The sequence below is a fragment of the Ruegeria sp. AN6 genome (assembly GCF_056540425.1).
In genome coordinates this window covers 156666-175632 of sequence record NZ_JBQFWR010000009.1, presented here as the reverse complement: position 1 = coordinate 175632, position 18967 = coordinate 156666, and the positions used below count along the sequence as shown (strand labels likewise).

Here is an 18967-nt window from a genome sequence, read left to right as displayed (position 1 = left end):
TCTGTGCTACCATGCCTCAGCATATCCTCAGCTGGCCATGATCGGCTGGGGATTTTTCGGTGCATGGAGGTTACGATGGTTGATACAAATTCTGCATTTGTAGGAGATATCCCGGGAAATTACGATCGAGAGATGGGGCCGGTGATATTCGATCATATGGCCCGCATTATGGCGCAGAAAACAGCGGCCGTTTCGCCCAGACAGGTGTTAGAACTCGCTGCAGGCACAGGGATCGTGACCCGGCACGTGTCTAGTGCGTTGGAAGATGGGCATATTGTGGTCACAGACCTCAACGAACCGATGCTTGATATCGCACGCACCAAGTTCAGCGAGACGGATAACGTGAGTTTTCAAACTGCAGATGCGCAGGAGCTTCCATTCGATGACGCAAGTTTCGACGCGGTCATCTGCCAGTTCGGTCATATGTTCTTCCCTGATCGTGCCAAAGCCTACGCCGAAGCGCTCCGGGTGTTGAAAACGGGTGGCATTTATTTGTTTTCGACTTGGGGCACGAACGCCGAGAACCCATATTCTGAACTGGTCATCGAAACATTATCCGCTGCATTTGATGGTCATCCTCCCGGTTTCATGAAAGTCCCGTTCTCGCTACACGATGCTGCCGCGATTCTGGATGAGGTTGCGCAAGCAGGGTTTGTCGAGCCACGCCACGAATACGTCGAACATGCCTCAACTGTTGCGAGTTTTGATAATTTTGCGCTGGGCCTGATGCTTGGCAGCCCAGCCTATTTTGAGGTTCTCGAACGCAATGGAAACCATGATGAAATTGCCAGAGATCTCGCACACAATATGCGTGCACGTTTTGGTTCAGAGCCGTCGGCGATACCGCTGAAAGCCCATTTCTTCCAGATGGTGTCTCCTTGAACGGATGACCAAAAAAGGCCCGCAGGATTCTGCGAGCCTTGATCTTATCTTACTGGGTTAGACTTTACTGCGGAATGTCGCCTTCCAGCCCCTCGATGTAAAAGTTCATCCCGGCCAGCGTGCCGTCATCAGCAACTTCGCCTTCAGCCAGCCAGGCGCTGCCGTCCTGTTTGTTGATCGGGCCGGTGAAGGGGTGATATTCACCTGCCGCCATCGCGGCTTTCAGGGCCAGCGCCTCTTCTTTGACATCAGCCGGTACCGCGTCGGAAATCTCACCGATTGCGACCATTCCTTCCCGGATGCCGTCCCAGGTATTTACACTCTCCCAGGTGCCATCCATGACCGCCTGTGTCCGCGCGATGTAGTAGGGTGCCCAATCATCGATGATCGATGACACACGCGGGAAGGGGGCGTATTCGCTCATGTCAGAGGCCTGACCGAAGGTTACCACATTGCCAGCTTCCTGCGCAGCAGCTTGCGGTGCGGTCGAGTCGGTGTGCTGCAGAATAACGTCCGCGCCCTGTTCGATCAGAACCTTGGCGGCGTCAGCCTCTTTAGCGGGATCAAACCATGTGTAGGCCCAGACGATTTTGAACTCGACATCCGGGTTCACCTTTTTGGCGTGCAAATAGGCTGAATTGATACCACGGATCACTTCGGGGATAGGGTACGACCCGATGTAGCCAATGACATTGGACTTAGTCATGTTGCCCGCAATGTGCCCTTGGACCGCGCGTCCTTCGTAGAAACGGGCCGAGTAGACCGAAACGTTGTCTGCGGTTTTGTAGCCGGTCGCGTGCTCGAACTTCACATTCGGGAATTTCTTGGCGACATTGATTGTCGGGTCCATGTATCCGAATGAGGTGGTGAAGATAAGGTCAGCACCTTCCAACGCCATCTGAGTCATCACGCGCTCGGCGTCTGGGCCTTCCGGGACCGATTCAACGAACACAGTCTCAACCTTGTCGCCGAACTCTTCCTCGACTGCAAGGCGACCCTTGTTGTGTTCATAGGTCCAGCCACCGTCGCCCACCGGGCCGACATAGACGAACCCGACTTTGGTCTTGTCTTGGGCCATGGCACCGGTGGCCAGACCCAGCGCCATGGCGGCGCTTGCCAAAAGTGTAGTGAATTTCATGTGTTACTCCCCAAGTTGGTTTAGTTAGCCCCTAGAGCGAGGCATGGAATGTACGGCCCAGTGAGGCAGGTGCGCTGCTCTTGTCGGCCGAAAGGATCACAAGCACAAGGATCGTGATAATGTAGGGCGACATTGCCAGATACTCGACCGGGATGGCAACGCCCGCCGCCTGTAAATTCAGTTGCAACACAGTGATTCCGCCGAACAAATAGGCACCCAGCAGAACACGCCATGGTTTCCAACTGGCGAACACCACCAGTGCAAGAGCGATCCAACCAACACCGGCGGTCATACCCTCGGTCCACTGAGGGACTCGGATCAGGCTGATATAGGCACCGCCAAGTCCTGCGCAGGCCCCGCCAAACAGGATCGCCATGATGCGGATCTTTATGACTTTGTAGCCAAGCGCGTGGGCGGCGTCATGGTTTTCACCCACAGCACGCAGGATAAGTCCAACACGGGTGTATTTGAGCGTGGCCCAGACGGCGGCGATTATCGCGATGCCGACATAGAGGATCGGATCGTGTTGGAACAGGATCGGACCGACGACCGGAATGTCGCTGAGCAGCGGGATATGTATGTCGCCCATGCTGGGGGGTTTGATGCCCACATAGCTCTGCCCCATGAGCGCGCTGAAGCCCAATCCGAACAGGGTCAGGGCAAGACCGCTGGCGACCTGATTGGCCAGCGCAAACTGCGTCAATAGCACGAATAGCAGCGATAGCACCGCGCCTCCGATGGCTGCCGCGATAAAGCCCAGCCAGGGTGAACCGGTTTCAACCGAGATCGCAAAACCACTGATCGCGCCTACAATCATCATACCCTCGACGCCGAGGTTCAGAACGCCCGCCTTTTCGACGACCAGTTCACCAATCGCGGCCAGAAGCAGTGGCGTTGCCGCTACCATCAGCGAAGCGACCAGAAGGACGGGGTTAATCTCACCAAGGTCCATTATGCCACCTCGCTACGTGCCGCACGGATGCGGTAATTTGTCAAAAGATCGAATGCCAACAAGAAGAACAGCAGCATTCCCTGAAACACCTGTATCGCGGCGGCAGGCAGGCCTAGTTGAGACTGCGCAATTTCACCACCGATATAGGTCAGTGCCATCAGCCCGCCTGCCAGCAGGATACCTACCGGGTGCAGACGGCCCAGAAAGGCCACGATGATCGCGGTGAAGCCATAGCCGACATTAAAGTCGATGCTAACCACGCCCGACGGGCCTGAGACCTCGAACATACCTGCCAGACCGGCAAGTGCACCTGACAGGCCAAGACAGAACAGGATCAAACGTGCTGGGTTCACGCCTGCAAATTTGGCTGCACGAGGCGCCTCACCCGTCAGACGAATGTGAAAGCCCAGCATGTGCCGGTTCAGCAGGACATATGAGAAGAGCACTGCAATAAATGCCGCAACTACACCCCAGTGCATACCTGAACCTGCGATCAGTTCCGCATTGTGTGCACTTTCATAACTTTGCAGGTTGCGCGATCCGGGAAAGCCAAACCCTTCGGGGTTCTTGAGCAGACCCAGCGAAACCGAGGCCAAAAACTGCTCGGCCACATAGACCAGCATCAGAGAGACGAGGATTTCGTTGGTTCCGAACCGAACCTTAAGAAAGGCCGGAATCATTGCCCACAGCCAGCCGCCAAACGCGCCTGCGATCACCATGATGGGAAAGATGAAGAACGCATCCATCGGATAGAATGCCAGTCCAGCACCCGCCCCGAAGATGGCTCCCATGATATATTGACCCTCAGCACCGATATTCCAGATACCTGCGCGAAAACCCAAAGACAGGCCAATCGCAATCAGCACCAAAGGCGCACCTTTGACCAACAGTTGAGGGCGGTAGTAGAATGCGAACTCGCCAAACAGCGGTTCCCAGAAAATTGTTCCGATCGCCTCAACCGGATTTTTGCCCAGTATAGCGAACAGCAATCCGCCAAAAACCATCGTGGCCAACACCGCCACCAAGGGGGTCGCATATGACCAAGCCTTGGATGGCTGAGGTCGTTTCTCCAGCACAATCACCCGATTATCCCCCCGCTTTCTTCATCTTTTTGAAAATATTCTCGTAGAAGGCAGTTCAACACGTCAGACATGCGCCACCTCCATGCCATGTGCTCCGCCCATCATCAGGCCAATCTCATCAACCGTCAGGCCGGTGGTCTCACGCGGCGCACTCAGACGCCCTTCGTTCAACGCGGCAAAGCTGTCCGAGATTTCCATAAGCTCATCAAGGTCTTGGGAAATACAGATCACTGCCGTTCCCTTGGCCGCAAGATCCAGGATCGCCTGTCTGATCGATGCAGCAGCAGCAGCGTCCACGCCCCAGGTTGGCTGGTTCACCACCAACACATCGGGATTCTGTAACACCTCGCGCCCGATCACAAATTTCTGCAGGTTCCCACCCGAAAGCGAGCGTGCTGCATTCTCAGGTCCGGGCGTCCGAACGTCGAAAGCGCTGATGATTTTCTCGGCGAACTCTTTGGTTTCGTTCCACTTTAGAAAGCCGTTGCTTTCCAACCCTTCGCGGATCGATCCGGTGAGTAGGGCATTTTCAGTCAGACTCATATCAGGGGCAGCTGCGTGGCCCAGCCGTTCTTCGGGGGCGGTCAGCACACCAAGTTTCCGCCGGGCCGTCGGACCGAGCTTGCCAATCGCTTGACCATTGAACTTGATCGCATCCGCAGCAGTTGGAATCTCTCCTGACAGAACACCCAGCAATTCGTCCTGACCGTTTCCGGCAACGCCACCGATGCCCAGAACTTCGCCCTTGCGGACGGTCATGTGAACATTGCGCAACGCTGTGCCAAATTCCGAAGGCGATGGCACCGAAAGGCCACTTACATCCAGCGCGACTTCGCCAAACTCCCGACCGGATCGTTCTGGCGTTTGCAACGTCGAGCCGACCATCATTTCGGCCATGTCACGGGCGGAGGTTTCGGCGGGCACACACTCGCCTACATTCTTGCCCAGACGTAGGATCGTGGCGTGGTCACACAGCGTTCTGATTTCTTCAAGCTTGTGTGAGATATACAGGATCGAGGTGCCTTCGGAGCGCAATTTGTTCAGCGTTTCAAAAAGGATATCGACTTCCTGAGGGGTCAGAACCGATGTTGGTTCATCCATGATCAACAGCTTGGGGTCTTGCAGCAGGCAACGGATGATCTCGACCCGCTGACGCTCTCCCGCAGACAGGTCGCCCACTGTGCGATACGGATCCAGCGGCAGGCCATAAGTTTCCGACACCTCGCGGATGCGGGACGCTAGATCACCCATGGCAGGAGGGTTTTCCATACCAAGCGCGATGTTTTCGGCGACGTTCAGGGCATCGAACAATGAAAAGTGCTGGAACACCATCGCGATCCCATCAGAGCGCGCTGCCCGAGGTTCAGGCGGTGCAAAAGACTGGCCACGCAGTAGCATCGAACCGCTGTCGGGCTTCACCAGGCCATAGATCATCTTGACCAGCGTCGATTTGCCCGCGCCGTTCTCGCCCAGCAAGGCGTGAACCTCGCCCTCTCCGATGTCGAAAGACACCTGATCATTGGCCACGACGCCGGGATAGGCTTTGGTCAGCCCTTGAAGACTTAGAAGTGGAGTGGTCACGCGCTCAGGTCCTTCTTCAGTTCATTCTGCCGGGCCGGGCGCAGAAGTTGTGCTGCGACCCCAACGGCGATCATCTGCGGGTGTTTGCCCAGATTGGGGTCGCCAATCGGGCAGGTAATCCGGCCTATACGTGCGGGCGGATGTCCAAGCGCCGCCAGTCGCGACCGGAATCGCGCCCATTTAGTAGCTGAACCAATCAGCCCGACAAAACGGAAATCGTGCAAAAGCAACCTGTTGCACAGTTCCAGATCCAGATTGTGTGAATAAGTAAGCACCAAATGCTCGGCCTCAGGCGGTGCATGTCGCACCAGTTCTGCAGGCTTGGCCGCCGGCACGGTAGTCACCCCCGACGGAATGCTGCTGGGAAAACGCTCGGGACCGGTATCAACCCATGTGATTGCAAGATCGGGCAGGGGGGAAAGAACATCCACCAACGCACGGCCAACATGCCCTGCACCCCAAATCCAGAGGTTGCGGGTGGGTTCGTGGATGGGTTCGATCATCCATCCCTCGATCAGCTGTGGCTCGGGTGCGACGCCTTGAGCGCGAGACCGCGCTAATACGCGTTTAACCGCCATAGGCTGAACCTGAGTATCTAGCGGGTCCTCTTTTTCGCATTCCTGGGTCACAGGTCGTGCGACGACCGTACCTTCAACATGCGTTGAAGAAGCGTTGTCATATATCTCCGAAAGTAGCGAAACCGCTCCGCCGCAGCATTGGCCCAAATCAGGGCCAAGTGCATGCTGGCTCAACCGTGACGGCTTGGTTTGGTGACGTGCAGCTTCAGCGGCCTGATATTCCAGCGTGCCGCCGCCGATGGTGCCGCTTTGCCCGTCTTTCCATACCAGCATCGAAGCGCCAACTTCGCGCGGTGATGATCCCTTGATCCCGGCAATGACGACCCGAACCACCTTGCCGTGGGTTTTGACCGCCTCCCTCAAAGCCTCCCTGTCAAATCCCATCAGGTATCTCCCTTTACCCTTTGAATTCCACGCCAGACTTCTTCTGCGGTGGCAGGCGCATTCAGCGCGGGATAGCCGGTTCCACATGCGGCCACCGCGTTTGATAGGGCCAACCAGGCTGATATGCCTAGATTGAAGGGTGGCTCACCAACCGCTTTCGAACGATAGATCGTGTCCTCGCGGTTCTCACCATCCCAAAGCGCGACATTGAAAATATCGGGTCGGTCAGAACAGGCCGGTATCTTGTAGGTGGACGGTGCGTGAGTGCGTAGATTGCCTTTGCCGTCCCAGACCAACTCCTCTGTCGTCAGCCAGCCCGCGCCCTGAACATAAGCACCCTCGACCTGCCCGATATCCAACGCCGGGTTCAGGGACGCGCCCGCATCATGCAGGATATCGGTGCGCAAGATACGGTTTTCACCGGTCAGTGTATCGACAGCCACCTCAGTGATGGCTGCGCCATAGGCAAAGTAAAAGAAGGGGCGCCCATGGCCTTTGATCCGGTCCCATTCGACCTTCGGAGTTTTATAGAATCCGGTTGCGGACAGGCTGATGCGCCCCTGATAGGCCAACGCTGCGGCTTCGGCGAAGCTATAGCTTTCTTCGCCCACTGCAACTTGCCCGTCCGCAAATGTCACGGTCGTGGGGTCGGCCTGATGTCGTTCCGCCAAATAATCCGCCATCCGGTCACGGATGGTGTCGCAGGCTGCTTTGACCGCCATGCCGTTCAGGTCACTTCCTGACGAGGCCGCGGTGGCGGATGTATTCGGTACCTTGGCCGTATCCGTGGCGGTAATTTTCACCAGCTCAAGTGGTATGCCAAAACGCGACGCTGCAACCTGAGCGACCTTTTGGAACAACCCCTGGCCCATCTCGGTGCCACCGTGGTTCAGGTGGACCGAGCCGTCTTGATAAACATGCACCAGCGCACCGGCTTGGTTCAGGTGGGTCAGTGTAAAGGAAATGCCAAACTTCACCGGGGAAAAACCAATTCCCTTCTTGATCACGCTATTCTCGGCATTCCATGCGCCAACCGCCTGCTTGCGGGCTGCATAGTCGCTAGACTTCAGCAAAGCTGTTGTCATGCCATGCAGTTCGCAATCGCTGACTTCCATCCCATAAGGCGTGGTGTTGCCGCCTGCGGGTACCGGGCGAACTGGTGCATCGCCCATCTCGACCGCGCCTCGGCTGGTGAGGTCCTCATGCGGGTCAGGATGACCCAGAGGTTGCTGCGGTACCGTGGGATCGGCCACCTCATGCGCCGGTTCATAGTAGTTCCGGCGGCGCAGCTCGATCGGGTCCAGCCCCATAACATGCGCCGCGTGGTCCATTACGCGTTCAATCCCAACGATCCCTTGCGGACCGCCAAACCCACGATAGGCCGTGGCAGACTGGATGTTGGTCTTCAGCCGATGGCTTTCGATCCGGGCATTTGGCAGCAAATATGAATTGTCCGCATGCAGCATGGCGCGATCTGCTACCGGAAGAGACAGATCCTGCGCCCAACCGCACAAGGCATAGTGTATAAAGGAAACGCCCTGAATATGTCCGTTTTCATCGAACCCGGCTTTGTACGAAATCCGGAAGCCATGGCGCTTGCCCGTGATCGTCATATCGTCATCACGGTCATAGCGCATCTTGCAGGCCTTGCCAGTCGCACGTGCGGCGATGGCGCAGGCGACGGCCAAAGCGTTGCCCTGGCTCTCCTTACCGCCAAAACCTCCGCCCATCCGCCGTGTTTCAACCCGGACTGCGTGCATGGGAACACCCAGTGCATCGGCCACCTTGTGCTGTATCTCGGTCGGGTGCTGAGTCGAACTGTGCACCAGCATATCCGCGCCCTCATTCGGCACGGCCAGGGCGGCCTGACTTTCCAGATAGAAATGTTCCTGCCCGCCGATTTCAAACGTATCTTCGACGATATGAGCCGCACCTGCGATGGCGGCCTCTGCATCGCCCTTGGCGTAGATACGCGGGCCGTCCTCGAATCGGCTGTCAGCGGCAAGGGCCTCCTCGACTGTCAGAATCGGTGCTTCCTCAGCATAGTCGATCTTGCCCAGCCGGGCCGCTTTTCTGGCAGCCAGATGGCTGGTGGCGACGACCAGAAATACCGGTTGACCGATATAGTGCACCGTTCCATCCGACAAAAGCGGCTCATCATGGATTGATGGGGATACGTCGTTCGCAAAGGGCAGGTCATCAGCGGTGATCACCGTCTCCACACCGCCAGCAGCCTTTACGGCAGACAGATCCATGGCGCTGATTTTACCTTTGGCGATCGGGCTTAGTCCAAACGCAAGATGCAACGATCCCTTTGGTGTCGGGATGTCGTCGACATAGCGCGCTGTGCCGGCCACATGCAGTGGTCCGGTGTCGTGCGGAAGGGATTTGGCGACACTCATGCCGACACCTCCAGTACATTGGACAGTTTGCCCTGATCCTCGTTGTAGTATCTGACAAGCATCGCCTTGGCTGTTTCCAGACGATACGTGGCCGAGGCCCGCATATCGGTCATCGGCGCGTAATCTTCCGCAAAAGCAGGCAATGCGGCGTTAATTGTTTCGCGCGTCCATGGCTGGCCGGTTAGCGCAGCCTCGACTGCCGTTGCACGTTTTGGAGTTCCAGCCATGCCGCCAAAAGCAACGCGAACCTGTTCGACTGTGCCGTTGGTTACGGTGATGTTGAAACACCCACAAACGGCCGAGATATCCTGATCGAACCGTTTGCTGAGTTTGTAGCACTTCAACCGATCAGCCTGACGCGGGAAGCTGACGGCCTCGACAAACTCGCCCGGCGCGCGATCTTGTTTGCCGTAGTCAATGAAGAACTCTTCCAAATGGATTGACCGGCGGGCGTCACCCTTGCGCAGGTGCAGTGTTGCTCCCAAAGCAATAAGGGCAGGAGGGTTATCTCCGATGGGCGAGCCATTGGCGATGTTGCCACCAACTGTTGCCGCGTTTCGGACCTGAACGCTAGCATAGCGCCGAACCATTTCTGCATAAGACGGATGCAGATCGGCAAGCGCATCGCCCATGCGGTTCATGTCGACCATTGCGCCAAAGCGGATTTCTTCATCGGTGATCGTGATCTCTTTCAGATCTTCACAACGATTAAGAAAGATTACGAGATCAAGGTCGCGCAGCTGCTTCGTGACCCAAAGTCCGACATCCGTTGCCCCGGCAACTAAAGTAGCATTTGGATTTTCAGAGTAAATCTTGGCGAGTTCATCCGACGAACCAGGCAACCTGGCAGGGGTCGACTGGATAGACACCGGCTTATCTTTGACCCACACGGGAACTGGATGTGCTTCGGCGGCCTCAGCCGCCCGGATGATTGGTGCATAGCCCGTGCAGCGACACAGGTTTCCGGCCAGTTGATTGTCGTGATCCGTCGCGCCATTGGTGTGACTTGCCACCATCGACATCACAAAGCCAGGCGTACAGAACCCGCATTGCGAGCCATGCAGATCCACCATTGTCTTCTGAACCGGGTGAGCGTCTCCGTCTGGGCCGCTCGCGCCTTCGACAGTGCGCACCGCTTTACCGTGAAGTTGCGGCAGGAACATGATGCAGGAATTCACCGCCTTGGCACCGTCCTCATCGGTCACCATGACAGTGCAGGCTCCGCAATCACCTTCGTTGCAGCCCTCTTTGGTGCCGGTAAGGCCGCGATCCTCGCGCAACCAATCCAGCAAGGTCGCCGTCGGATCGATATCCTCCAGCTCCACTGTCTCTCCGTTCAGAAGAAACGTGATATTCATGAGTGAAACCCGTCGCGTTACCCAGTTGCGCCCTTTGGATGCTCTCCTTCGATGCGACGTAGAAAGAGTGGCGGGCGTGTAGCTTGCCATCTGATGTTAGAAACAGGCTGTGCGATCTGGCAAGAAAAACTGTCTCTGTGATACATCATATGGCGCGAATTGTGGTCAATTGCCGCATCTATCTATCGTTCAGTGCTCTGAAATTAAAGTATTTTCTTGGATCGGGCTCGCGGGAGTTCAGAAGCACCTTCAGAAATATCCGAATAATCCGCGCGATTATTTTGCCGAATCCATGGGGTGGGTTCCTGCTTTTGCATCCCTGTTTGCTGGGATAGCTTGCAGGAATGAGCAGCCATCCCCGATTCATTCACCTCCGCGTTCACACCGAATATTCTCTGCTGGAAGGTGCCGTGCGGCTAAAAAAGCTGCCGGGTCTTTGCGAGAAGATGGAAATGCCCGCCGTTGCGGTGACCGACACCAATTCCATGTTCTCGGCGCTGGAGTTCGCCGTGACCGCCAGCGGGGCGGGCATTCAGCCGATTATGGGCTGTCAAGTTGATCTGACCTACGTACAAGCACAGCCGGGTGAGAAGCCGAAGGCGCCTGCGCCCTTGGTTCTTCTGGCACAATCCGAGGTCGGTTATGAAAACCTGATGAAGCTCAGCTCGTGCCTTTACGTGGACAAGGGCGGGCAGTTGCCGCAGGTTACATTAGACGAATTGTCAAAGCACTCGGACGGCTTGATCTGCTTGACGGGTGGGCCGGATGGGCCGGTTGGGATGTTGTTGCAACAAGGCCAGCGCCCAGCGGCCGAGGCTCTGATGGATCGACTGGCCGCGATGTTCCCAGACAGGCTTTATGTCGAACTTCAGCGACACCCAGGTGAAGATGGTCAGCCCGAGGCCGAACGCCTGACCGAGCGCGGCCATGTCGAGATGGCTTATGCCAAGAACCTGCCGCTGGTCGCCACAAACGATGTCTATTTCCCGACCACGGACATGTACGAGGCGCATGACGCGCTGATCTGCATCGCCGAAGGTGCCTATGTTGACCAGCAGGAAGGCCGCCGCCGCCTGACCGCACAGCACTATTTCAAGTCGCAGCAAGAGATGGTGACCCTATTTGCCGATCTGCCCGAGGCGATTGAAAACACGATTGAGATCGCCAAGCGCTGCGCGTTTATGGCCTATCGCCGCGATCCGATCCTGCCAAAATTTGCTGATGACGAAGTGGCAGAATTGCGCCGCATTGCGAATGAGGGCTTGCAGAAGCGTCTGGCGGTGATCCCGCATGCGGTGACACCGGAAGAATATCAAGAGCGTCTGGATTTCGAACTCGACATCATCGAAGGAATGGGGTTCCCCGGCTACTTCCTGATCGTTGCTGACTTTATCCAGTGGGCAAAGGATGAAGACATCCCGGTTGGTCCGGGACGTGGCTCGGGTGCGGGCTCGCTGGTGGCCTATGCGCTGACGATCACCGACCTTGACCCACTACGTTATTCGCTGCTGTTCGAACGGTTCCTGAACCCCGAGCGGGTCTCGATGCCAGACTTTGATATCGATTTCTGCATGGACCGCCGCGAAGAGGTGATCCGCTATGTGCAGCAGAAATACGGCCGCGACAAGGTAGGTCAGATTATCACCTTCGGTGCACTCCTGTCGAAAGCTGCCGTGCGTGATATCGGGCGGGTCCTGCAAATGCCCTACGGGCAGGTGGATCGACTTTCCAAGATGATCCCGGTCGAAGGCGTTAAACCCGTTTCCATTGAAAAGGCATTGAAGGATGAACCGCGCCTACGGGAAGAGGCACGCAGCGAAGAAGTTGTCGACCGCCTTTTAACTTACGGCCAGCAGGTCGAAGGATTGCTGCGCAACGCCTCAACCCACGCGGCTGGTGTGGTGATTGGCGACCGTCCTTTGGATGCACTGGTGCCGATCTATCAGGATCCGCGCTCGGACATGCCCGCGACCCAGTTCAACATGAAATGGGTAGAACAGGCCGGGTTAGTAAAATTCGACTTTCTGGGCCTGAAAACGCTGACTGTGATCCAGAATGCTATGGATTTGATCTTCAAGTCTGGGCGGGATTTGCATATCGCGCCCGACGGCAGGGAACTCTATGAACCTGCCGAAGGAGCGGTAAACCAGATCAACGCCATCCCGCTGGATGACGAGGTGACATACAAACTCTACTCGGCGGCCAAGACCGTGGCGGTGTTCCAGGTGGAATCCTCGGGCATGATGGATGCGCTCAAGCGTATGAAACCCACCTGCATTGAGGACATCGTGGCCCTTGTGGCGCTCTATCGTCCCGGCCCGATGGAGAACATCCCGACCTATTGCGAGGTCAAGAACGGGCTGCGCAAAATCGAATCCGTGCATCCTCTGATCGACCATATCCTTGAGGAAACCCAAGGCATCATCGTCTATCAGGAACAGGTGATGCAGATCGCGCAGGTCATGGCTGGGTACAGCCTGGGCGGTGCCGATCTGCTGCGCCGTGCGATGGGCAAGAAGATCAAAGAAGCGATGGACGCCGAGCGCCCGAAATTTGAAAAGGGCGCGGGCGAGAATGGAGTTGATGCCAAGAAGGCGTCGGAGGTCTTCGACCTGCTGGAAAAGTTCGCCAACTATGGTTTCAACAAATCCCATGCTGCCGCCTATGCGGTCGTCAGCTACCAGACGGGCTGGCTGAAGGCGAACCATCCGGTCGAGTTCATGGCAGGCGTCATGAACTGCGATATCCATCTGACCGACAAGCTGGCCGTCTATTTTGAAGAGGTCCGAAAGGGGTTGGAACTGCCCTATGTGCCGCCCTGCGTGAACCGATCTCAGGCGACGTTTGACGTGGTGGAAGGGCATCTGGTCTATGCGCTGGGTGCGCTAAAAAACGTGGGTGTTGAGGCGATGAACCTCGTCGTCGATGGGCGCGCGGATAAGCCATTTGTGACCCTCTTCGATTTTGCTCGCCGTATTGATCTGAAAAAAGTCGGCAAGCGCCCGCTAGAGATGCTGGCGCGTGCCGGTGCGTTCGATGAACTCGACAAGAATCGCCGTCGCGTGTTTGAAAGCCTGGACCCGCTAGTGCAATATTCAGCCGCCATCCACGATCAGAAAAACTCAAACCAGGTGTCGCTGTTTGGTGAGGCAGGAGATGACCTGCCCGAACCTCGGCTGTCACCCGCACCAGACTGGCTGCCCGCCGAGAGATTGAGCGAAGAATTCAAGGCCATCGGGTTCTATCTGTCCGGCCATCCGCTGGATGATTATATGCCCGCATTGAAGCGAAAACAGGTGCTGACACTAGATCAGGTGACTGAAAAGGCGCGCTCTGGTCCGTTTATTGCAAAGATGGCAGGTGTCGTCGCCGGACGGCAAGAGCGAAAGTCTGCGCGTGGCAATCGGTTCGCATTTGCTCAGCTCTCTGACCCCACCGGAGCATTCGAGGTCACGCTATTCTCGGAAACACTAGAGAAATCCCGAGAGTTTCTGGAAACCGGCGCGCAGGTGGTGCTGACCGCCGAAGCGACGATGGAGGCGGATCAGCTCAAGCTGTTGGGTCGGTCAGTTGGTCCGGTCGACGTGGTGGTCGCCGAGGCTGGGGCCACAGGCCTGCGTGTATTTGTGGAAGATTCAAAGGTTTTGCCAAGCATTGCGAAAGTGTTGGAAGACGCAGATAGCAACGCCAAAAGGGCTGCCAAAGGCCCAGTTTACGTATGCCTGCTTGATCCCGGTTTGCCGGGTGAGGTCGAATTGGATCTGGGACGAAACTATGCGATCAATCCCCAGATCAAAGGTGCCCTCAAATCGCTTGAGGGAATCTCGGAGATCGAGGAAGTTTGACCACAAACCGAATTGTTGCCTTGAGCGATGTGCCCAGTTAGGCTGACTGAATAACCTTAGGGGTCATTTCACAGGAGGGTTCCGAAATGACGAATTCAGGTATTGATTTCAGATCACTTAGCCTAGCGGTGGCATGTGCTTTGGCGTTGGCCACTGCCGTTCAAGCAGACGACAAGAAGAAAAACACTGTTACTGGCGCTCTGGTTGGTGCAGGCGTCGGTGCTTTAGTCGGAGACGGCAAGGGGGCCGCAGTCGGCGGTGTCGCCGGGGCTATTATCGGACATAACTGGAAGTGATCATAATGCTGAAAAATTCCATCAAATCCACCGCCTGTGCCGCGCTTTTTGTCCTTCCGACATTTGCTGTGGCTGACGATTCTGCAGAGCAATTGGTGCAGGATGCCTTGCCCGTGATGCACTATACATGCGCATCGATCGCTGAAGACGCTGATGGCGACGAAGAATTTGTCGTGGCCGTAGTTGGAAAGATGACGGCCCTCTCGCTTTACAATCGTCAGATCAATATCGAGGATCATGCAGCCACCGACGAGGAAAAGGCGCAGCTGCGCGAAGCCTTCATCGCTGCCTTGTCCGAGGGCTGTGCCGCCGACAAAAACGCCCTTCTGGGCGGCGTGGTCGATAACGCGGTTAAGTCGACACTGGGGTTGTGATCACTCAGTAATGCGGCGGACGTTCGTCGCCGAACACAACTCCGCCTGAGCCTTCCTGCGCCCGTTCGGCCTCGCGCTGCAGTAACATCTCGACACGACGGGTCAGGCGGTCGATCTCGCTTTGTTGGTTTGTGACGACCGAGTTCAGCTCTTCGACCGTGCGGGTCAGATGGGCGATCTGCTCTTCCAGATGCAGCATGGGGCTCTCCTTATAGTCGTCTCATAGCGACCCTGTGACGCCCTGACCAGAGAAACCCCGCCTTGCTCCGATGGTGGCCATGGGATAGACCGCGCGCGGAACACTAAATCCCAAGGACGCCCCACATGGCCAAGCCCAAGAAACAGCCCCGCCCCAAGGCCGTGACGCCGAAAGGGTTCCGTGACTATTTCGGCGAGGAAGTCACGCAGCGCACCGAAATGCTGCGGACGATTGCGGGCGTCTATCATCGTTACGGGTTCGATGCCTTGGAAAGCAGCGCGGTTGAGACCGTCGAAGCGCTGGGCAAGTTCCTTCCAGATGTAGATCGCCCAAACGAGGGCGTGTTTGCATGGCAGGAATTCGACGAGGGCGGTAACGGCGACTGGATGGCCCTGCGTTATGACCTGACTGCGCCTTTGGCCCGCGTCTATGCGCAGCACCGCAACGATTTGCCGACGCCCTATCGTCGTTATGCGATGGGTCCGGTTTGGCGGAACGAGAAACCGGGGCCGGGGCGGTATCGTCAGTTTTATCAATGTGATGCGGATACGGTGGGCACGGCGTCGATGGCTGCCGATGCCGAGATTTGCGCGATGCTGTCGGACACGCTGGAAACCGTTGGCATCCCGCGCGGTGACTATCTTGTGCGCGTCAATAACCGCAAGGTCCTGAATGGTGTGCTTGAGGCGATGGGGCTGGGCGAAGACTTGGCCGCCCGCGATAATGTTCTGCGCACTATCGATAAGTTCGACAAGGTCGGTGAGGCGGGTGTGCGAGAGCTGCTGACCAAGGGCCGACTGGATGCCTCTGGGGCGTTCATTGATGGTGTTGGTCTCAGCGAAGATCAGGCCGAACCTGTGATCGCGTTCCTGACCTCGAAAGCTACCGACACCGCTGGTACGCTGGCCAACCTGCGCGCCGCCGTGGGCGACAGCAAGATTGGCGCGGATGGCATTGCCGAGCTGGAGCAGATCGGTGCCCTGCTGGATGCGGGTGGGTATGGATCGGACCGGATCGAGATTGATCCCTCGGTTGTCCGTGGCCTCGGCTACTACACTGGGCCGGTTTATGAGGCCGAACTGACCTTCGAGATATTCGACGAGAAAGGCCGCAAGCGGCAATTCGGGTCGGTCTCAGGCGGTGGTCGCTATGACGATCTGGTCAAGCGTTTTACCGGACAGGAAGTGCCTGCGACGGGTATTTCGATCGGTGTTGATCGTTTACTGGCCGCGCTCCGCGAAAAGGGTCGGATCGCAGCGCAAGCCACCGGTCCGGTGGTCGTCACCGTCATGGATCGGGATCGGATGGCCGACTATCAGGCCATGGTAACTGAGCTGCGCAATGCAGGTATCCGGGCCGAGGTGTATCTGGGCAACCCCAAAAACTTTGGCAACCAACTGAAATACGCGGACAAGCGGAACTCTCCGATCGCTGTGATCGAAGGTGGTGACGAAAAAGACAAGGGAATTGTGCAAATTAAGGACCTGATTCTTGGCGCCAAGATTGCCGAAAGCGCCACGCTTGAGGAATGGAAAGAACGACCCAGCCAGTTTGAAGTGCTACGCGGAGATCTGGTCGCCAAGGTGCGCGAAATTTTGGACAGTCAGGACTGACCCATGCCCAATCGTTCCCAGATACAGGCCCGCGCCGCAATGATGCGCGTCCGGTTCGAGGCAGCGGGTGCGCATGTGGTGGACACACCTTTGTTGCAACCTGCGGGTACGTTGCTGGACCTCTACGGTGAAGATATCCGCGCGCGCGCCTATGTGACCTCGGACGCGCTGCGGGGTGAGCAGATGCTGCGCCCGGACTTCACCTTGCCAGTGGTGCAGATGCACATGTCCGAAGGGGCTGAACCTGCAAGATACACCTATTCCGGCGAAGTGTTCCGTCGTCAGGAACACGATCCGGACCGGGCTAATGAGTATATCCAGGTCGGTTACGAAGTCTTTGATCGCGAAGACCCTGCTGGGGCAGATGCCGAGGTTTTTTCGCTGTTTGCCCTGCAACTACGCGGGCTACCCTTGCGGGCAGCGACCGGTGATATCGGCATTCTGATCGCCGCTGTCGCGGGCCTGAAGACAACTGACCGCCGCAAGGCCGCGCTGATGCGGCATCTCTGGCGGCCTCGCCGGTTCCGCGTTCTGCTGGACCGATACGCCGGGCGCAAAGCGGGCCTTGAGGGGCGCGATGCTCTGCTTGACGCAGCTGACCCATTGGCGATTGACGTGCCTATGATCGGTAAACGCCGCGCGCCGGAAATCCTCGACCGGATTGAAGCCCTACGCGAAGACCGCGCCGCGCCGCCGATCTCGGACAATGAACTGGCCGGTTTGGAGACACTGCTGAATGTGCGCGAAACCATGCCTTTTGCGCTGGAACAATTGCGCGACGTGGCGGTTGACCTGCCGCAGATCACGCCCGCGCTGGATCGTTTGGAAGCCCGTATCGCAGCCCTGCAGGCGCGGGGCGTGGACGTGAATACACTGGATTTTGAGGCGTCTTATGGCAGAACCTCGATGGAGTATTACGACGGTTTTGTATTCGGTTTTTACGCCGAAGGCCGCCCTGATCTGCCACCGGTCGCAACCGGTGGGCGCTATGATGCGCTGACCCGGCAATTGGGAGGTGGGGCCGAGATTCCGGCTATTGGCGGCGTGATCCGCCCGGACCTGATGCTCGAAATCGAGGAGGCCGCGCAATGAGCCTGAAACTGGGCGTGCCCTCTAAGGGCCGATTGATGGACAAGACCTTCGCGTGGTTTGAAAAGCGCGGTATCACCCTTTCGCGCAGCGGATCGGATCGGGAATATGCGGGCAAAGTTGAGGGGATTGATGGCGTCTCGCTGATCCTGCTATCCGCCGGAGAAATACCGCGCGAGCTTGCCGCTGGGCGCGTTCATCTGGGCGTGACCGGAATTGATCTGGTGCAAGAGAAACTGCCGCGCTGGGAACAGCAGGTGGAAGAAGTTGCGCCACTGGGGTTCGGCAAGGCTGACTTGATCATCGCAACACCTGCCTGCTGGGTCGATGTGGATACGTTGGACGATTTGGACGCGGCAGCTGCGAGTTTCCGAAAGGCGCACGGGCACCGGCTCCGTATCGCCACCAAGTATCACCGTTTGGTTCGTGAATTCCTGACAGAAGCGGGCGTGGCCGACTACACGCTGGTCGATAGCCAAGGCGCGACTGAGGGCACGGTGGTGAACGAAACCGCCGAGGCGATTGCTGATATTACGTCAACTGGCGAAACTCTGCGGGCCAACCACCTGAAAATCCTATCAGATGGGTTGATCTTGCAGTCGCAAGCGACTTTGTGGCGCAGCCGGGTGGCAACCTATAACGCATCCGAGAAGACGATTCTGAACGACCTGCTGGATCGGTTGCGCTAAAGCACGCCGATATCCGCCAGGGCACGGTTCAGGTCGTCGGGTAGGGCATCGTCTTGCTCGCGTCCTCTGGGCAAGTCGGCCGGAGTATCCTCGGGGTTTAGATAGCGCCAACCTTGGAACGGGCGTTTCAGAGCGTTCTGCGTGCGATGCACCTCGGGGTCGAGAACGATGGCACAGCGGCGGATTCCATCCTCACCGCGCACCTCGTCCAGCCGTAGAATCTGCTGACGGCATTGGACGACTCCTTTGATCACCCAATAGATTGATCCGCCATTCAAAATCTCGCATTCACGTTTGGGCCACATACGTGTGACATGGCGCGGGCATCCGTCCTCATAGAGAGGTTTTCGGCTGTCCTGCCATGCGATCAGCGTGTCGACGCTTTCTGATCCGACCGAAAGTTTGATGAGGTTTACGTACTTATCCACAGCTTTCCCACAGAGTCGTTCATCGACTATCTATCCATTGTAGCTCATGCGCGATTGTCATCAAGGTGTTGTGGATG

16 protein-coding genes are annotated in these 18967 nt (G+C 57.2%); 7 read left to right on the top strand and 9 right to left on the bottom strand.

What is annotated here, in order from left to right; all coding sequences use genetic code 11:
• Nucleotides 1-75: 75 nt before the first annotated feature.
• Nucleotides 76-882 carry a class I SAM-dependent methyltransferase gene (locus ACR0MQ_RS15275; protein ID WP_480609153.1) on the top strand — a complete coding sequence of 269 codons (807 nt, stop codon included), beginning with the start codon at nt 76-78 and terminating at the stop codon, nt 880-882.
• A gap of 64 nt (nt 883-946) precedes the next feature.
• On the opposite strand, the gene ACR0MQ_RS15270 is transcribed toward ACR0MQ_RS15275, so the two are convergent.
• From ACR0MQ_RS15270 to xdhA, 7 genes are all read right to left on the bottom strand, one after another.
• On the bottom strand, nt 947-2020 hold the full coding sequence (locus tag ACR0MQ_RS15270; RefSeq protein ID WP_170476701.1) for a BMP family ABC transporter substrate-binding protein: 1074 nt from the start codon (nt 2018-2020) through the stop codon (nt 947-949).
• A gap of 31 nt (nt 2021-2051) precedes the next feature.
• Nucleotides 2052-2972 carry an ABC transporter permease gene (locus tag ACR0MQ_RS15265; RefSeq protein WP_170476699.1) on the bottom strand — a complete coding sequence of 307 codons (921 nt, stop codon included), beginning with the start codon at nt 2970-2972 and terminating at the stop codon, nt 2052-2054.
• Nucleotides 2972-4054 carry an ABC transporter permease gene (locus ACR0MQ_RS15260; RefSeq protein WP_480609150.1) on the bottom strand — a complete coding sequence of 361 codons (1083 nt, stop codon included), beginning with the start codon at nt 4052-4054 and terminating at the stop codon, nt 2972-2974. The genes ACR0MQ_RS15265 and ACR0MQ_RS15260 overlap by 1 nt, the downstream gene beginning before the upstream one ends.
• Before the next feature lie 63 nt (nt 4055-4117).
• A complete protein-coding gene (locus tag ACR0MQ_RS15255) occupies nt 4118-5635 on the bottom strand; it encodes an ABC transporter ATP-binding protein (protein WP_170476697.1) in 1518 nt (505 codons plus the stop codon).
• Nucleotides 5632-6597: a xanthine dehydrogenase accessory protein XdhC gene (gene xdhC, locus ACR0MQ_RS15250; protein WP_480609148.1), complete on the bottom strand. Its 966-nt coding sequence runs from the start codon at nt 6595-6597 to the stop codon at nt 5632-5634. The genes ACR0MQ_RS15255 and xdhC overlap by 4 nt, the downstream gene beginning before the upstream one ends.
• A complete protein-coding gene (gene xdhB, locus ACR0MQ_RS15245) occupies nt 6597-8999 on the bottom strand; it encodes a xanthine dehydrogenase molybdopterin binding subunit (protein ID WP_480609146.1) in 2403 nt (800 codons plus the stop codon). The genes xdhC and xdhB overlap by 1 nt, the downstream gene beginning before the upstream one ends.
• Entirely contained in the window at nt 8996-10357 is a 1362-nt protein-coding gene (gene xdhA / locus ACR0MQ_RS15240) for a xanthine dehydrogenase small subunit (RefSeq protein ID WP_170775121.1), read from the bottom strand. The genes xdhB and xdhA overlap by 4 nt, the downstream gene beginning before the upstream one ends.
• 344 nt (nt 10358-10701) lie before the next feature.
• Here xdhA and dnaE point away from each other — a divergent pair, with 344 nt between their 5' ends.
• The 3 genes from dnaE (at nt 10702) to ACR0MQ_RS15225 (ending at nt 14872) form a co-directional block, all read left to right on the top strand.
• Nucleotides 10702-14202, top strand: coding sequence for a DNA polymerase III subunit alpha (gene dnaE / locus ACR0MQ_RS15235; protein WP_480609144.1), 3501 nt, complete (start codon nt 10702-10704; stop codon nt 14200-14202).
• Between the two features lie 86 nt (nt 14203-14288).
• Entirely contained in the window at nt 14289-14498 is a 210-nt protein-coding gene (locus tag ACR0MQ_RS15230; protein WP_010443296.1) for a YMGG-like glycine zipper-containing protein, read from the top strand.
• A 5-nt stretch (nt 14499-14503) separates the two neighbouring features.
• A complete protein-coding gene (locus tag ACR0MQ_RS15225) occupies nt 14504-14872 on the top strand; it encodes a hypothetical protein (RefSeq protein WP_480609142.1) in 369 nt (122 codons plus the stop codon).
• A gap of 4 nt (nt 14873-14876) precedes the next feature.
• Here ACR0MQ_RS15225 and ACR0MQ_RS15220 read toward each other — a convergent pair whose 3' ends face one another.
• Nucleotides 14877-15071 (bottom strand): SlyX family protein, encoded by a 195-nt coding sequence (locus ACR0MQ_RS15220; protein WP_480609140.1) that lies wholly within the window; start codon nt 15069-15071, stop codon nt 14877-14879.
• 125 nt (nt 15072-15196) lie between these two features.
• On the opposite strand from ACR0MQ_RS15220, the gene hisS reads away from it, so the two are divergent.
• From hisS to hisG, 3 genes are read left to right on the top strand one after another with little or no spacing between them, the layout of a single operon-like run.
• Nucleotides 15197-16684: a histidine--tRNA ligase gene (gene hisS, locus ACR0MQ_RS15215; RefSeq protein ID WP_170775114.1), complete on the top strand. Its 1488-nt coding sequence runs from the start codon at nt 15197-15199 to the stop codon at nt 16682-16684.
• 3 nt (nt 16685-16687) lie between these two features.
• Nucleotides 16688-17776, top strand: a complete 1089-nt coding sequence (locus tag ACR0MQ_RS15210; protein ID WP_170476681.1) for an ATP phosphoribosyltransferase regulatory subunit — start codon at nt 16688-16690, stop codon at nt 17774-17776.
• A complete protein-coding gene (gene hisG / locus ACR0MQ_RS15205) occupies nt 17773-18462 on the top strand; it encodes an ATP phosphoribosyltransferase (RefSeq protein WP_480609138.1) in 690 nt (229 codons plus the stop codon). Before ACR0MQ_RS15210 ends, hisG begins: the two co-directional genes overlap by 4 nt.
• On the opposite strand, the gene ACR0MQ_RS15200 is transcribed toward hisG, so the two are convergent.
• Nucleotides 18459-18890, bottom strand: a complete 432-nt coding sequence (locus ACR0MQ_RS15200) for a DUF1489 family protein (protein WP_480609136.1) — start codon at nt 18888-18890, stop codon at nt 18459-18461. The two genes, hisG and ACR0MQ_RS15200, sit on opposite strands and share 4 nt — an antisense overlap.
• Nucleotides 18891-18967: the final 77 nt, after the last annotated feature.

Coding starts and splice junctions, on each gene's coding strand:
- ACR0MQ_RS15275 (WP_480609153.1), top strand. CDS start 76: ATGGTTGATACAAATTCTGCATTTGTAGGAGATATCCCGGGAAATTAC.
- ACR0MQ_RS15270 (WP_170476701.1), bottom strand. CDS start 2,020: ATGAAATTCACTACACTTTTGGCAAGCGCCGCCATGGCGCTGGGTCTG.
- ACR0MQ_RS15265 (WP_170476699.1), bottom strand. CDS start 2,972: ATGGACCTTGGTGAGATTAACCCCGTCCTTCTGGTCGCTTCGCTGATG.
- xdhC (WP_480609148.1), bottom strand. CDS start 6,597: ATGGGATTTGACAGGGAGGCTTTGAGGGAGGCGGTCAAAACCCACGGC.
- xdhB (WP_480609146.1), bottom strand. CDS start 8,999: ATGAGTGTCGCCAAATCCCTTCCGCACGACACCGGACCACTGCATGTG.
- xdhA (WP_170775121.1), bottom strand. CDS start 10,357: ATGAATATCACGTTTCTTCTGAACGGAGAGACAGTGGAGCTGGAGGAT.
- dnaE (WP_480609144.1), top strand. CDS start 10,702: ATGAGCAGCCATCCCCGATTCATTCACCTCCGCGTTCACACCGAATAT.
- ACR0MQ_RS15230 (WP_010443296.1), top strand. CDS start 14,289: ATGACGAATTCAGGTATTGATTTCAGATCACTTAGCCTAGCGGTGGCA.
- ACR0MQ_RS15225 (WP_480609142.1), top strand. CDS start 14,504: ATGCTGAAAAATTCCATCAAATCCACCGCCTGTGCCGCGCTTTTTGTC.
- ACR0MQ_RS15220 (WP_480609140.1), bottom strand. CDS start 15,071: ATGCTGCATCTGGAAGAGCAGATCGCCCATCTGACCCGCACGGTCGAA.
- hisS (WP_170775114.1), top strand. CDS start 15,197: ATGGCCAAGCCCAAGAAACAGCCCCGCCCCAAGGCCGTGACGCCGAAA.
- ACR0MQ_RS15210 (WP_170476681.1), top strand. CDS start 16,688: ATGCCCAATCGTTCCCAGATACAGGCCCGCGCCGCAATGATGCGCGTC.
- hisG (WP_480609138.1), top strand. CDS start 17,773: ATGAGCCTGAAACTGGGCGTGCCCTCTAAGGGCCGATTGATGGACAAG.